The 14919-nt window shown below is 31.8% G+C and carries 10 protein-coding genes; 6 read left to right on the top strand and 4 right to left on the bottom strand.

Annotation, left to right across the window (positions count from 1 at the left end; all coding sequences use genetic code 11):
- The first annotated feature begins 17 nt into the window (after window positions 1-17).
- Window positions 18-383, top strand: a complete 366-nt coding sequence (locus BQ5344_RS02320; protein WP_021769444.1) for an MliC family protein — start codon at window positions 18-20, stop codon at window positions 381-383.
- A gap of 60 nt (window positions 384-443) precedes the next feature.
- Here the strand turns inward: BQ5344_RS02320 and BQ5344_RS02315 are convergent, their stop codons facing one another.
- From BQ5344_RS02315 to BQ5344_RS02300, 4 genes are all read right to left on the bottom strand, one after another.
- Window positions 444-3545 (bottom strand): autotransporter domain-containing protein, encoded by a 3102-nt coding sequence (locus BQ5344_RS02315; RefSeq protein ID WP_071123998.1) that lies wholly within the window; start codon window positions 3543-3545, stop codon window positions 444-446.
- A 222-nt stretch (window positions 3546-3767) separates the two neighbouring features.
- Window positions 3768-4226, bottom strand: coding sequence for a putative hemolysin (locus BQ5344_RS02310; protein ID WP_071123997.1), 459 nt, complete (start codon window positions 4224-4226; stop codon window positions 3768-3770).
- Window positions 4227-4345: 119 nt separating this feature from the next.
- Window positions 4346-4834 (bottom strand): pantothenate kinase, encoded by a 489-nt coding sequence (locus tag BQ5344_RS02305; RefSeq protein ID WP_232218381.1) that lies wholly within the window; start codon window positions 4832-4834, stop codon window positions 4346-4348.
- 331 nt (window positions 4835-5165) lie between these two features.
- Entirely contained in the window at window positions 5166-5636 is a 471-nt protein-coding gene (locus BQ5344_RS02300; RefSeq protein WP_071123996.1) for a pantothenate kinase, read from the bottom strand.
- A 242-nt stretch (window positions 5637-5878) separates the two neighbouring features.
- Between BQ5344_RS02300 and BQ5344_RS02295 the strand changes: the two genes are divergently transcribed.
- The 5 genes from BQ5344_RS02295 to glyQ all read left to right on the top strand — a co-directional run bounded on the left by BQ5344_RS02295 (window position 5879) and on the right by glyQ (window position 14912).
- On the top strand, window positions 5879-8044 hold the full coding sequence (locus tag BQ5344_RS02295; protein ID WP_071123995.1) for a Tex family protein: 2166 nt from the start codon (window positions 5879-5881) through the stop codon (window positions 8042-8044).
- Window positions 8045-8170: 126 nt separating this feature from the next.
- On the top strand, window positions 8171-9760 hold the full coding sequence (locus BQ5344_RS02290; protein ID WP_071123994.1) for an L-lactate permease: 1590 nt from the start codon (window positions 8171-8173) through the stop codon (window positions 9758-9760).
- Window positions 9761-9999: 239 nt separating this feature from the next.
- Window positions 10000-12792, top strand: coding sequence for an isoleucine--tRNA ligase (ileS, locus tag BQ5344_RS02285; RefSeq protein WP_205407986.1), 2793 nt, complete (start codon window positions 10000-10002; stop codon window positions 12790-12792).
- A 46-nt stretch (window positions 12793-12838) separates the two neighbouring features.
- Window positions 12839-13366: a signal peptidase II gene (lspA, locus tag BQ5344_RS02280; RefSeq protein WP_268872963.1), complete on the top strand. Its 528-nt coding sequence runs from the start codon at window positions 12839-12841 to the stop codon at window positions 13364-13366.
- A 673-nt stretch (window positions 13367-14039) separates the two neighbouring features.
- Window positions 14040-14912: a glycine--tRNA ligase subunit alpha gene (gene glyQ, locus BQ5344_RS02275; protein WP_071123992.1), complete on the top strand. Its 873-nt coding sequence runs from the start codon at window positions 14040-14042 to the stop codon at window positions 14910-14912.
- The last annotated feature ends 7 nt before the right edge of the window (window positions 14913-14919 follow it).

Below are 14919 nucleotides of genomic sequence, written 5' to 3'. Positions count from 1 at the left end.
GGAGAAAGTAGGAATTTATGAAATTGACTAAAAAATTAACAATAATAGCTATAGGAATACTATTGTTGGGGTGTTCACTAAATGGAATTGCGGCAAATAAACATAAACGGATAAAAAGAAAAAATCCAGTAATAAGCTATAGAAAAAAAGCTATTGTTTCACAAAAATTTAATTGTGGTAAGAAGCAATATGTTGTAAACTATATTACAAATGATAAAGTTCAGCTGGTAGATGTTGTATCAAATACTAAATTTCAATTAGATCAAGTTATATCTGCGAGTGGTTCGAGATATAGTAATGGGGAAATTGAAATTCATATAAAAGGAAATGAAGCATTACTTAATCGAGATGGTAAAGATATTTCTTGTAATCTTGTAAAATAGTAATAAAATAAGGACTGTACCTATTTCTAAGTCAGTCCTTTTTATTTTGCTTAAATTAATTTAAAAATTAAATCTAAGTCCTGTTGTAAACACATTGTTATTTCCTTTACCTTTTCCACTATCAATTGAATCATCATAGTTTACATACCATCCAAATTTAGAATTTACTTCAGTCAATGCTCCAACTCCCACCCAAGTTCTATTTTTAGCAAGTCCTATTCCTTTTACCTTGAATGTTGCTCCTGGTAGTCCTGTATATCTTGCATCAAAACTTAAATCCTGATCATTAAAAGCTCTTTGATGTGTTACATAACCTTGGAATGTAGTCTTGCTTTCACTATTCCAGTTTACAGCTTTTCCAATTCTAACTCCAAGTAATGCAGCTGTCTGGTTATAATTTTTCTTGTCAGCAGTCAATCCAAATTGACTCTTTTCTTCTGAGAATGATCCTCTTACAACTGTATCGTGAGTTAGTCCCACAAATGGTGTTACAACAAAGTCTCCATTACCATTTTTAATATCATATCCTGTTTCTAAATATCCAGAATAAACTTTATCATTATGGTTAATTTTAGCTCTTGTGTAGTCATTAGTGCTTAAAATAATATCTCTTTCAACATCACTATCAACAAATCCAATTCCAAAACGTCCTTGCAGGTAGAATGGAATATTTTTGTTTCCTAATCTTCCATATAGTGAAACTCCAAAGTTATTAGCATCAGATTTACCACCATATCTGTTAAATTTAACGTTAGCTTTTGAATAAGACAATGCAGTACCTAAAATCAAGTTTTCACCAAATTGCTTATCAACTCCAACTTGTCCACCAACGACTTTAGTATCTCCTTTACCGTATCCATCTTGTTTTAATGTACCATTAGCTCCCAATCCAGAAATCCATAGTCCAAAATTATCTCCAACATTGTCAAGAGTACCAAGCATAACTAATCTATTTGACAAGTCCTTATTTACAGTTTGTGAATGTTGGAAAGTAAGAGCTTGTGCAGAAGCATAAATTTGTCCAGATAAGCTATCTAAAACAGCAGCTCTGTTAGAAGAAGTAAGAGCTTGTAGAGTAGCAGCTTTTCTTTCAAACTGAGCGACATTTCCAGCAGTACCATTTTCTATATTTTGATCTAATTTTTGGAAGGCAGTTTCCATGTTTTGTGCAGTGTTTTTTTGCATTTCATCAGATTCTGATATTTTTTCTACATAGTCTAATACATTTTTTCTACTTAAATTAACATTCAATTGGTTTCCTTTAACTTCAGTTGAACCATTTACCAATTCAGTTGTTTCAACATTTGCAAAATTTCCTTCAATTCCTTTTCCTGCTTCAATTACAGTCGTTGATAATGGTTTTGCTGTAATGTATCTTCCGTTGCTTAAAGTTTGTAATGTAGCACTTTCTCCATTTAAATTCACTGTTCCATTAACTATAAGTTTAGAACCAATTTCTGCTTTTGTTACAGAACCAGCAGTTGCAGTGTAATCTCCAGTTATGACAGCTCCTGAACCTCTATTTTCCAAAGTTCCACCATTATTATAAACATTTTTCTGTTCATTTATTATAGCTGTTGGATAAGTTACCAATGTTCCTTGCTGGTTTATTGTTATATTAGAGGCATTATTTCCATATATTTCTAATTTTCCTTCATCTATAGTAGTATTTCCAGCATAGCTATTATTCCCTGTTAATATCAATGTTCCATTACCAGATTTTTTTAATCCTGCATCACCTGTAATATCATTTTCAAAAATTGATGTCCTGGAATTTCCGATATTAGCATTAAATTGTCCTTTTAATCCTGCAGCTGAAGCTCTTTCGCCAACAATAAGTATGTTATTAAACTCAGAAGGCCCTTTTAAAGCTTTTGTTTCATTAAGTAATCCCCAACCAAAATTTAAACTAAGTTTACCATCTTCAGTCATTAAATCGTATATTCTATCTGCAGTAGTAAGGATTGTTTGCTGTATTTCATGCCCTGTCATCCAAGGAAATTTTTCTTTTAATTTTGCTGCAGTTGCTGTTACTTTAGGTGCAGCAAAAGAGGAACCATGTTTACGGCATTCAGAAAGTTCGCAATCACCATTTGCTGCAATAGACCAGTAAGCAGCTCCTCCTGCGTGTGCCAACCTGTTAGGGTAGTCAGTTATTGTTCCATCTGGTTTAACTTTTACTCCTACTACTGCTATCCATCCTTTTTGAAGTTTTCTGTTATAATATGGTAATCCTGCCTCAAAATCTACACCATAAAGTGGCTTATTACCTGCAGCCCATACAAATAATGATCCATTTTCTATTGCTTCTTCATAAAATTTTATAATTTCATCTGCTTTATTTTTTAGTTGTTCCTCAGAGTAATTTCCATCAGGAATATAAACTGTTTGCTGAAATTGTTTTTTATAGTCAAATTCATGAGCTCTATGGGGTTCTATATAAATTCCTTGAGGTTTATCAAATTGAACATTTTCGTGGCCCAATGACTGATTGTATATCCTTACACCATTATTATACATTTGTCTATAATATTCTATATCAACTTGGTATGCTGGACCGTTTGAAATACTTGCTCCATATACTTCTGATTTTTTTGCTCCTTTTCCGTTATTTCCAGCTAAAATAGTTGCTACAATAAGACCGTGATCACTTTTATCAGTGGATTTTGTATTATTTTTTGGAAGTGTAGTCATTCTGTCACCAAATTCATCTTCGATTACCGTATTGAAAGTATCTCCTATTTCAAAACTATTAATTATCTTTGAATGGAAATTTTTTGTTTGTGCATTATTACCACTCAAAAAATCACTATCCAAAACACCTACCTTAACTCCTTGTCCTGTAATTTCTCTTGAATCAACAGGTTTAGTAAAACGATTGTCTACTGATGGTATCTGAGGCATTGTATTAGAACCAGCATTTTGTGGTTGCACTGACTGTGTATTATTGTTTGCATTGTTTATTCCGCCTGTATTTCCAGAGCCAATATTTACATTCCCAGCATTGGCATTTATATTTCCAGAACCAGTATTTGTATTTTCTGAAGTAGGTGCTATTGGAGTAGTTCCTGATGTTTGAGAAGAACCGCCTCCACCTCCTCCGCCCCCACCACAGCTTGATAATACTGTGATAAGACTAATTAATAATAAGGTTTTCTTCATATTTATAGCTCCTTTGTATTTTATTTGTTTAAAATTAATTTTTCATTCGTGATAATTATAGCATATAAAATTAGAAAAAACTTTTAAATATAATTATTTTTTATATCAATTTTTTCATATTTATTTTAAATTTTGATATTTTTTTAAAAATAATAGGTAATAAAAAATGACAAATTAAAAAATTTGCCATCTTTATAAATAGTATTATAGAGTTTAAGGTTATTAGTTATTTTGTCTGTAATAATCCCATTCGTCAATTTGTGTACCATTTTTAAATTTACACACATTTTTTTGTTTACCTTTTCTGTCTTTAATAGTAACAGAACTTCCGCCTTTATCTACACAAAATTTTGAAGCAGGATTTGGTGATCCTGTTATTATTTCAGCTTCAAAGCTTTGTGGAGTATTATTTTGTCTGTAATATTCCCATTCTTCAATAGTTGTTCCATCTTTTAATTGACAAACTCCATATTCACCTTTGCTACCTTTTACAATAATAGATTTTCCACCTTGTTTTTCACAATAAACGGAAGCAGGGTTTGCCATTCCTACAGTTGGTGCAGGTTTTGAAGTATTAGTTTTATTTTTATTTTTATTTTTTCTGAAACTAAAACTTGCACTCATTCCTATAACAGATATACCAATCATAAGAGTAGTTACAATTACTTTTAAATTTTTCATCTTTATTCTCCTTTTTATTCTTCTTTCTATAGTAATATAACACAGAAAAATTTGATTTTCGTGTATTTATTATTATTTTATGTTTAAAAATTGAAAAATTCAAAAAAGTTAAATTGTAATTAATTAACAGGATATACTATTTTATAATTGTTGTATGGATTTATAATTACCACTTTTTTAAGTTTTGTATCATAGGCATAGGCGTAATCATTATTATTATCACCAAGGGCTCTAAGAAATACATTCTTTTCCAATTTTAATCTGATTTTTTCCTCTTTTACTATCGTTTTATCGTCAGGTATATCAGAATATTTGTAGTCTTTCTGAGTGTTGAAATTATCAGAATAGAGACCTTCAGTAACATAGTGTATTAAAAAATATCCTTTGCTGTCTTTCTGAATTTTAAAACCGTCTGATGAATCTGGATAGCCAAATCTCTTGTTCAAAAGCTTTTCTGGATGCAATTTTCCATCTGTAGTAAATTGCTGATCGAATCCTTTTGCTAATCCGCCTAGAGATTCTTCGTCTTGCTGAATGCTTTGTGTATTATTTTCAGTAATAACACTTTCATTTGCATAAGATACAGCACTTATTGCCAACATTGCCATTAGAACACATAATTTTTTTAAATTCTTTTTCATGATAAATTCTCCTTCTTGATTTATTTTTATAGTAAATAATTTTCTGTTTTATTTTAATATAATTATATACTAACTTTTTTAAAATGTCAAGTAATTTTTTATCATTTTTAATAACGGTAAAATTTATACTGTTAAAAATATATTTCAAATAACTCTAAAATTTATAGATAATCAAAGGAATAAAAAAAGAGAAAACTAACCGCAATAGACAAATAAATTTGCGAAAAGGTTAATTTTCTCACTATTTTTTAATAAACATAAGTTATAAAGTTCTAAATAAAATCTTAAAATCAGATTTTTAATCAACTATGAACATTATTCTGTAGTTGTTGGCTGGATTTATAAGCACTACCTTTTTAAGTTTTGTATCATAAGCATAAGTTAAACCATCACCATCTACTTCTGTCAGAAAAACATTTTTTACTAATTTTAGCCTAATTTTTTCCTCTTTTGTTGGTCCAGAACCATCTTTTTCTTCTGATTCATCAATGTACTGTGTTACAAAGTATCCTTTACTATCTTTTTGAATTTTGAAATTGTCTGATGTATCTGTATAATTAAATAATTTATTCAAAAATTTTTCTGCATGCAACTTTCCATCTGTAGTAAATTTTTGATCTATTCCTTTTGCTAATCCACCTGGAAATTCTTCGTCTTGCTGAATGCTTTGTGTATTATTTTCAGCAATAATACTTTCATTTGCATAAGTTACTGCTCCCATTGTTAATACTGCTATCAACAAACATAATTTTTTTAAATTTTTCTTCATGACAAATTCTCCTTTTTATTTGTTTTCAAAATAGCAAATTTTTTATTCTACTTCTTGATTAATAAAATTATATAATAGAATTTACAGTAAGTCAATACTGTTTTTTTTTTGCGATTTTTTTGAAATTTTTTTAGAAAATAGATTGAATAAAATTATTCAACTGGTTATTTTTTATAAATTATGCTAAAATAGATTTTGATAAATTCAAATAAAAAAATCAAACTGTAAATGGAGGAAAGACATTGGATATTGTAGCTAGTGTGGCAAAAGAACTGAACTTTAAAGTGCCGCAAGTGGAAAATACGATAAAACTTTTTGATGAAGGCGCGACTGTACCGTTTATTGCTAGGTATCGGAAGGAAGTTACGGGGAATCTGGATGAGGAGCAGATTCGGGATGTAATTGAGAAAATTACGTATTACAGGAACCTGGAAAAGAGGAAAGAGGAAGTTATAAGGCTGATTGAGGAGCAAGGAAAACTAACTGAGGAATTGCATAAAAGTATTGTAAATGCCATGAAACTGCAGGAAGTGGAAGATCTGTACCTGCCTTATAAGAAAAAGAAGAAAACAAAAGCGGATATTGCAAAAGAGCAAGGATTAGAGCCTCTTTCAGAGTTTGCATTAGCCAAAGGGACTACGATGGAGCAGCTGGAGAAAGAAGCTAAGAAGTATGTTACGGAAGAAGTGGCAGATGTTAAGGCTGCAATTGAAGGAGTGCATTTGATAATTGCTCAGGATATTTCGGAAAATATTAAAATCAGAGAATTTTTAAGGGATAAAATTGCAAAATTTGGTATTTTGACTTCTAAAGTTATTGAGAAAAATAAAGAAAATGATGAAAAAGGTGTTTATCAGGATTATTATGAATATTCGGAGCAAATTGGGAGAAGTGCTTCAAATAGGATTCTTGCGTTAAATCGTGGAGAAAAGGAAAAAATATTAAAAGTTGATATTGATATTGACGAAAAAACAGAAGAAGTTATAACAAACTTTATTCTGAATACTTTTGAAAATAAAAATTTAACTGAATTTTTTAAGGAAGTTATAAAAGATTCGATGGACAGACTGGCTTATCCGTCTATAAAAAATGAAGTGAGAAATATCTATACGGAAAAAGCTGAAGAAGAAGCAATCAATATTTTTTCTGAAAATCTGGAAAAACTACTATTACAACCGCCTTTATCGAAAAAAACGCTTATGGGATTAGATCCAGGATATAGAACAGGCTGCAAGATGGTAATTATTAATAAAGATGGATTTTATGAAACAAATGATGTACTTTTTCTTGTAGATGGAGTACATAACGAAAGACAGCTTGCTATTGCAAAGAAAAAAATATTAGATTATATCGCAAAATATGACGTAGATATTATTGCAATTGGAAATGGAACAGCTTCGAGGGAAACGGAGGCTTTTGTTGCCGATGTAATAAAGGATTCTAAGAAAAAAGTTTCATATCTGATTGCAAATGAGGCTGGGGCTTCAATTTATTCTGCTTCCAAAATTGCTATTGAGGAGTTTCCTGATTTGGATGTTACGGCAAGAGGAGCCATTTCTATTGCAAGAAGAATTCAGGATCCAATGGCAGAACTTGTAAAAATTGATCCAAAATCAATTGGAGTGGGAATGTATCAGCATGATGTAAATCAGAAAAAGTTAAATGAAACTTTGGAACAGACAATTGAGCATGTAGTAAATAACGTAGGAGTCAATATAAATACAGCTTCATGGGCATTATTAAGTTTTGTTTCTGGAATTAAGAAGAATGTGGCAAAAAATCTTGTGGATTATAGACACGAAAATGGTGATTTTAAGGACAGAAAACAGCTTAAAAAAGTAAAAGGGCTGGGAGATAAGGCATTTGAGCAGATGGCAGGATTTGTGGTTGTGCCTGATAGTAAAAATCCGCTTGATAATACGATTATCCATCCAGAATCATATCACATCGCAGAAATTATCTTGAAGGAAGCTGGTTGTAAAGTTGAGGATTTAAAAGAAGATTTGGATGTTGTAAGACAAAAATTGCAGAAAATAGATTTGGAAAAAATTATTAAAGAAAATGATTTTGGAAGGGAAACTGCGAAGGATGTATATGAAGCGCTGTTAAAGGATAGACGTGATCCCCGTGATGAATTTGAAAAACCGCTTTTACGTTCGGATATTTTGAACATGGATGACTTGACAGAAGGAATGGTTCTGGAAGGAACTGTGAGAAATGTGGCAAAATTTGGAGCATTTGTTGACATAGGGTTAAAAAACGATGCATTGATTCATATTTCTGAAATAGCAGAAAAATTTGTTTCAGACGCTACAAAGGAACTTTCTGTGGGACAAATTATAAAAGTTAAAATATTGTCGTTGGATAAGGAAAGAGGAAGAGTGGGACTTACGAGAAAAGGACTGTAAAATATAAAAATCTGGGTAAAAATAGCTTGTTTAGAAAAAAATTTGTACTTTTTTAAAAAATTTGATAAGATATAGTATAAGATGTTAATTGTTTTAAGAAAATTATAGAAAGAAGGTTAGGAAGAAATGGAATTTTTAGCAGGTTTAATACCATTTTTTGTGGGATTGATACCAATAATTTTATTTTTGGTATTGTTGGCTGTATTGAAAAAATCGGCTATGTTTAGTGCTTATACAAGTTTAGTGGTGGCTATTATTTTAACATTTGTTGTAAAGAAATGGAATATGCCAATACCGGGAATTATTGCTTCAATATTTGAAGGATTTTCGGTGGCGTGGATGCCAATTGGATTTGTAGTAATAGCTGCGTTATTTGCTTATGATTTATCTGTGAAAACTGGAAAGATTGAAACAGTTAAGAAAATGTTAGGAAACATTTCATCAGATAAAAGAGCACAGGCATTAATACTTGCTTGGGGATTTGGTGGATTTATAGAAGGTATTGCAGGATATGGAACAGCAGTTGCAATTCCAGCAGCAATAATGGTTTCACTTGGATTTAATCCATTAAATGCGGCATTAATTTGTCTGATTGCTAACTCTACACCGACAGCATTTGGTACAGTTGGACTGCCAGTTACAACAATGGTTTCAAAATTAGGTCTAAATCCTACTCAGACAGCATTGTTCACATCATTGTTACTGTTACTATTAACATGTATTATACCATTTATCATTGTTCAAATGGCTAACAAGGAAATAGAAGAAGGGAAAAATCCAGCTTTTGGAAAAGGAATTTTGGCAGTAATCATAGCTTCAGTTTTGGGATATTTGATTCAACCGATTATAGCTGGAACAATGGGAGCTGAATTAACAACAATCTTATCAAGTTTGCTTGCAATGGTTTTAATGATTCTTGCAATTAAATTCTTTATTAAGGAAGAAGAAGGGTTTGAAAAAGAGCCAGTTACAGGTAAGGAAGCATTTTTGGCATGGTTACCATACATATTAATGATAATATTAATAATCGGAACAAGTCCAGTTGTGGAACACATTCATTCTTTACTAGAACCTACAACAACTAAATTTAACTTTGCTTTAGGAAATCAGGCTAAATGGTTCAACGAAAATGGAGCAGATCCGTCAGTAACATTCAAATGGATTTTAGCACCAGCGGCACCATTATTTGTAGCAACAGTTATCGCAGGATTTATCCAAAGAGCTAAAATTAAAGATATGGGAGAAGTTCTATGGCACACAACAGTTCATAAAATACCATCACTTGTGGTAATTATGGGAATTGTTGCGTTATCAGTAGTTATGAAACATAGTGGAATGATTCAAAGCATTGCAGATGGATTCGTAAGCCTTACTGGTAAAGGATTTCCTTTAATCTCGCCATTCTTAGGAACAATTGGAACATTTGTTACAGGAAGTGATTTGTCGTCTAACTTGTTATTCGGAGATTTGCAGGCAAGTGTTGCTAATGGACTAAAACCAGGTAGTGATGTATTAAAAGAATTATTTATCGCTGCAAATACTGCGGGAGCTACAGGTGGTAAGATGATTTCACCTCAAAATATAGCGATTGCAGCTTCGACAGTTGGATTAGTTGGAAAAGAAGGAGATATGTTGAAATTCACTATTAAATATTCTGTAGTGTATGCGATAATTTTAGGGGTTTTAACTTTCGTTGGAAGTGGAATGATACATTAAATAAAAATATAAAAAATTTGAATTAAAATTTAGAATTGAAAATATAAAATTTCGGAACAGGTGAAATGAATAAGTCTATCATTCCTTGTTTCGATTTTTAAATATATACTTGAGCATAGCAAAATTATTTTGAAATCAACCTTAAAAACTATGTATATTTTATTAAAATCTTAGTAATATTTAGTATTTTAGGTTAGATATTAAAAAGTTCGAGTATACTTTAAAATATAGGAGGAGAAATGTCAGAAAACAATAACATGGAAGAAAAAGTTGATTATGCAAAAACGCTGAATTTACCAAAGACGAGCTTTAAAATGAAAGCTAATCTGGCTCAAAAAGAACCTTTAACATTAAGGGACTGGAAAAAAGCTGAAATTTATGAAAAATCATTGAATGAAGGGGCACCATTTTTTGTGCTGCACGATGGTCCTCCGTATGCAAATGGAGATATTCACATTGGGCATGCATTAAATAAAATATTAAAGGATATTATCTTAAAATACAAAAGATTAAGAGGTTATAATGCACCATATATTCCAGGATGGGATACGCATGGTCTTCCTATCGAGTGGAAAATAATGGAAGAACTTGGAGAAAAAGCAAAAAATATGACTCCATTGCAAATTAGACAGGAATGTAAAAAATATGCTTTGAAATGGGTAGAAAAACAAAAAGAAGGATTTAAAAGGCTTGGAATTTTAGGAAACTGGGACAATCCTTATATTACTTTAAATTCTGAGTATGAAGCGGAACAGTTAAAAGTATTTAAGGAAATTTACGAAAATGGTTATGTTTATAAAGGGCTAAAACCAGTTTACTGGTCGCCTACTACTGAAACAGCTTTGGCTGAAGCGGAAATTGAGTACAAGGATGTAGAATCTCATTCAATTTATGTGAAATTTGAAGGGACACAGGATTTATTGGATAAATTAGGAGTGGAAGAGGCAAGTATTCTTATTTGGACAACAACGCCTTGGACATTGCCTGCAAACTTGGGAGTATTTTTACATCCTAAATTTGACTACGGATTATACAAAACAGAAAAAGGGAATTTAGTTTTAGCAAAAGAACTAGCTGAAACTGTATTTAACACACTTGGAATTTCTTATGAATTATTGAAGGAATTTAAAGGAACTGAACTTGAGAAAACTCATTATAGACATCCGTTCTTGGATAGAGAAGGGTTGGTAATGCTTGGAGATTACGTTACGGCTGATGCAGGGACTGGAGCAGTACACTCGGCACCTGGGCATGGGGCGGACGATTACAATTATTCACGAAAATACGAACTTGGAGTATTGTCGCCAGTTGATGACAGAGGGCATATGACAAAGGAAGCTGGAAAATACGAAGGAATGTTTTATGCAAAAGCAAGCAATGTAATTGTGCAGGACTTGACAGAAAGTGGACATTTACTGCATCACAGCAAATTTGTTCACTCGTATCCGCATGACTGGAGAAGTAAAAAACCTGTAATTTTCAGAGCGACTGAGCAATGGTTCATTAGTGTTGATGAAAGCGATATTAGGGAAAATGCTATAAAAGCACTAGATGATGTGGAATTTGTACCATCTTGGGGTAAAAATAGAATTGGTTCAATGTTAGAAACTCGTCCTGACTGGACTATTTCAAGACAAAGAGTCTGGGGTGTACCAATACCATTGTTCTACAATAGAGCGACTGATGAAGTTATCTATGAGCCAGAAATTATGGACAGAGTAATTGAAATGGTAAAAAAAGAAGGAACTGACATTTGGTGGAAATATGAAGCCAAAGAAATTATCGGAGATGAACTTTTAGAAAAATATAACTTGAAAGATGTGGATATTAGAAAAGAAAGAAGTATAATGGATGTCTGGTTTGATTCAGGAGTTTCCCATAGAAGCGTGCTAGTCCCAAGAAACTTGCCAAGACCAGCAGACTTGTACCTTGAAGGAAGTGACCAGCATAGAGGGTGGTTCCAATCTTCATTGTTGACATCGATTGCAAGTACAAAAGATGCACCTTACAAGAGAATCCTAACTCACGGATTCACAATGGATGGGCAAGGAAGAAAAATGTCTAAATCTTTAGGAAACACAATACTTCCAAAAGATATTACAGAAAAATATGGAGCAGATATTTTAAGACTGTGGGTATCTTCAGTAGATTACAGAGAAGATGTTAGAATTTCAGAAAATATTTTACAGCAAATGTCTGACGCTTATAGAAGAATCAGAAATACAGCCAGATTTTTGATGGGTAACTTAAATGATTTTGATTATGCAAATGATAAAGTTGACTACAATGATATGTTTGAAATTGACAAGTGGGCAATGCACAAACTGGAAGAATTAAAGGCTAAAACAACAGAATTTTACGATAAATACGAATTTTACAGTCTATTCCAGGAAATTACATATTTCTGCTCAATGGAAATGTCTTCATTCTATCTGGACATAGTAAAAGACAGACTTTACTGCGAAGGGACAACTTCAATTGAAAGAAGAAGCACACAGACTGTATTGACAGAAGTTCTGAAAGTGCTAGTAAGAATAATTGCCCCAGTATTGTCGTTTACGGCTGATGAAATTTGGGAAAGAATTCCAGAATCACTAAAAGAAGAAGAAAGTGTGCATTTATCAAAATGGATTGAAGCAAGACCTGAATACTTAAATAAAGAATTAGCACAAAAATGGGATAAAATTGCACGATTAAGAAGAGAAGTGAACAAAAAGCTGGAAGCAGAAAGACAAAATGGATTAATAGGGCATTCTCTTGATGCGAGAGTTCTTTTAAACATTGCCAATGATGAATATTCATTTATAAAAGATTATACAGAAAATGAAGTTTCTGACTTGTTTATCGTCTCTCAAGTTAAATTTGTAAATGATAATTTAGCAGAAAGCGAAATCGAAGGAATTAACATCGCTGTGGAAAAAGCATCTGGAGAAAAATGTGAAAGATGCTGGAAATACGATGAGGAAGTTGGACATAATCACAATCATCCAGATGTATGCCCAAGATGTGCAAGCGTTTTGGAAAAAATGTAACATAAAATTTATTTTGTAAAATAGGACTAAATACAGCTAAATAAAAATAACTTATTTAGTTCGTTTTTTACAAACATGTGTTAATAAAAAATGTGAGGAGAAAAGAATGCCTTATATAATTATTATTTTGGTTTTAGTTGCACTGGATCAAGTTACAAAGCAGTTGATGTTCAATGTGTCAGGTGGAGTACAAGGTTTTTCTATACCAATAATAGATAAATTCTTTCATTTGACTTATGTTGAAAATCACGGCGGAGTTTTCGGTCTATTGCAAGGAAAAATCAATTTATTTACAATAGCAAGTGCAGTTCTAATTATATACGTAATCGCTGTAGAGTACAAAAATTTTAAAAATTACAGCAAATGGACAAAAATAGGAGTAGCAGTAATTGCCGCTGGAGCTGCAGGAAATATGATTGACAGAATTCTTCGTGGATACGTAATTGACATGATAGATTTTCGAGGAATCTGGGCTTTCGTATTCAATGTAGCAGATATGTATGTGCATATTGGAATTTATATTATTATAATTGATTATTTGGTGAGAAAATATTTGAAAAATAGTAAAAAGTAGTTACGAATATCTAAATTAAACTTTATTGATTAACAATACTTTTTTATGTAATTTATATATTTTTTCTTTTTTATAAAGCAAAGGGGAACAGTCGCCATCCCCTTTGCAAAACCGGCTTGTCTAAGCATTTTTTTGAAATGAAATTGAAACTCGCTTTTTAATAAAAATTATTATCAACTCTTAAATTAATTATGATTTAAAAGTTTTGAAAAAGCTCGGACAGTCAATTTCATTCCAAAAAAATCACGACAGTTTTAGTTTAGTTACACAAGATAATTTAATTAAATATGAATTAAGCAAAATTTCGTTAAGGAAAAAATAACTGTCTGAGATTTTGAAATATGTTTTGAATTATATACAGTTATTTGAATTAAAATAACCTTGGTTCAAAATCGAGTTTTATTTTTTCTTTATAAGAAAGTTTTGCGTAAAGCGGGGTAGTTCGTAGAACATTTCGCCATTATTTCTAAATAGTAGTCAGTTAAATATGTTAAAATAATTATTATTGCGAAAGAGGGCATGGCGTTTGATGCCCTTACGTTAAAATAAATATAAAAAAGAAAAATATTTAATAAATTTGATAAATATAAAGTTGTTATGTTATTTATAGATTTAATTTAGTAAAGATATTTTAGATAGAAAAATAGGAAAAATAGAGAAAGGATAGAGAAAAATGACTTTTCAGGAAATTATATTAACTCTTCAAAAGTTCTGGGGAGATAAAGGGTGTATAATATCAAATCCGTACGATATTGAAACAGGTGCGGGAACGTTTAATCCAGACACTTTTTTAATGTCGTTAGGTCCTGAGCCTTGGAATGTTGCCTATGTTGAGCCATCACGTCGTCCAAAAGATGGAAGATACGGTGAAAATCCCAACAGAGTGTATCAGCATCATCAGTTTCAGGTAATTATGAAACCATCGCCAGAAAATATTCAGGAACTTTACTTAGAAAGTTTAGTGGCATTAGGAATTAATCCTAAGGAACACGATATAAGATTTGTGGAAGATAACTGGGAAAGTCCTACGCTTGGAGCGTGGGGATTAGGATGGGAAGTTTGGCTAGATGGAATGGAAATTACACAGTTTACGTACTTCCAGCAAGTTGGAGGACTTGAAGTTGACATTGTTCCATCTGAAATAACTTACGGACTTGAAAGAATTGCACTTTATTTGCAAAATAAGGACGATGTAAAAGATTTAGAATGGACAAAAGGCGTAAAATATGGAGAAAGAAGATTCCAGTTTGAGTATGAATTATCAAAATACAGCTTTGAAGTGGCAGACGTTCCAATGCACTTCCAGCTTTTTGATATGTACGAAAAGGAAGCTCAAAACTGCCTAAATAACGACTTAGTATTCCCAGCCTACGAATACGTTCTAAAATGCTCACACACATTCAACAACCTTGATGCAAGAGGTGCAATCAGTACAACAGAAAGAATGTCCTACATTTTAAGAATCAGGGATTTGGCTAAGAAATGTGCTGAGAAATTTGTGGAGGCAAGGGAGAGATTAGGATTCCCATTGTTGAATAAAAAATAAATGGGGA

The organism is Leptotrichia massiliensis (genome assembly GCF_900104625.1).
GTDB classification, from domain to species: domain Bacteria; phylum Fusobacteriota; class Fusobacteriia; order Fusobacteriales; family Leptotrichiaceae; genus Leptotrichia; species Leptotrichia massiliensis.
This window is presented reverse-complemented; position numbering and strand designations above follow the sequence as displayed.

Bases quoted from the DNA above. Each gene is read 5' to 3' on its own strand.
- glyQ (WP_071123992.1), top strand. From the start codon at position 14,040: ATGACTTTTCAGGAAATTATATTAACTCTTCAAAAGTTCTGGGGAGAT.
- BQ5344_RS02305 (WP_232218381.1), bottom strand. From the start codon at position 4,834: ATGGCAATGTTGGCAATAAGTGCTGTATCTTATGCAAATGAAAGTGTT.
- BQ5344_RS02310 (WP_071123997.1), bottom strand. From the start codon at position 4,226: ATGAAAAATTTAAAAGTAATTGTAACTACTCTTATGATTGGTATATCT.
- ileS (WP_205407986.1), top strand. From the start codon at position 10,000: ATGTCAGAAAACAATAACATGGAAGAAAAAGTTGATTATGCAAAAACG.
- BQ5344_RS02290 (WP_071123994.1), top strand. From the start codon at position 8,171: ATGGAATTTTTAGCAGGTTTAATACCATTTTTTGTGGGATTGATACCA.
- BQ5344_RS02315 (WP_071123998.1), bottom strand. From the start codon at position 3,545: ATGAAGAAAACCTTATTATTAATTAGTCTTATCACAGTATTATCAAGC.
- BQ5344_RS02320 (WP_021769444.1), top strand. From the start codon at position 18: ATGAAATTGACTAAAAAATTAACAATAATAGCTATAGGAATACTATTG.
- BQ5344_RS02300 (WP_071123996.1), bottom strand. From the start codon at position 5,636: ATGAAGAAAAATTTAAAAAAATTATGTTTGTTGATAGCAGTATTAACA.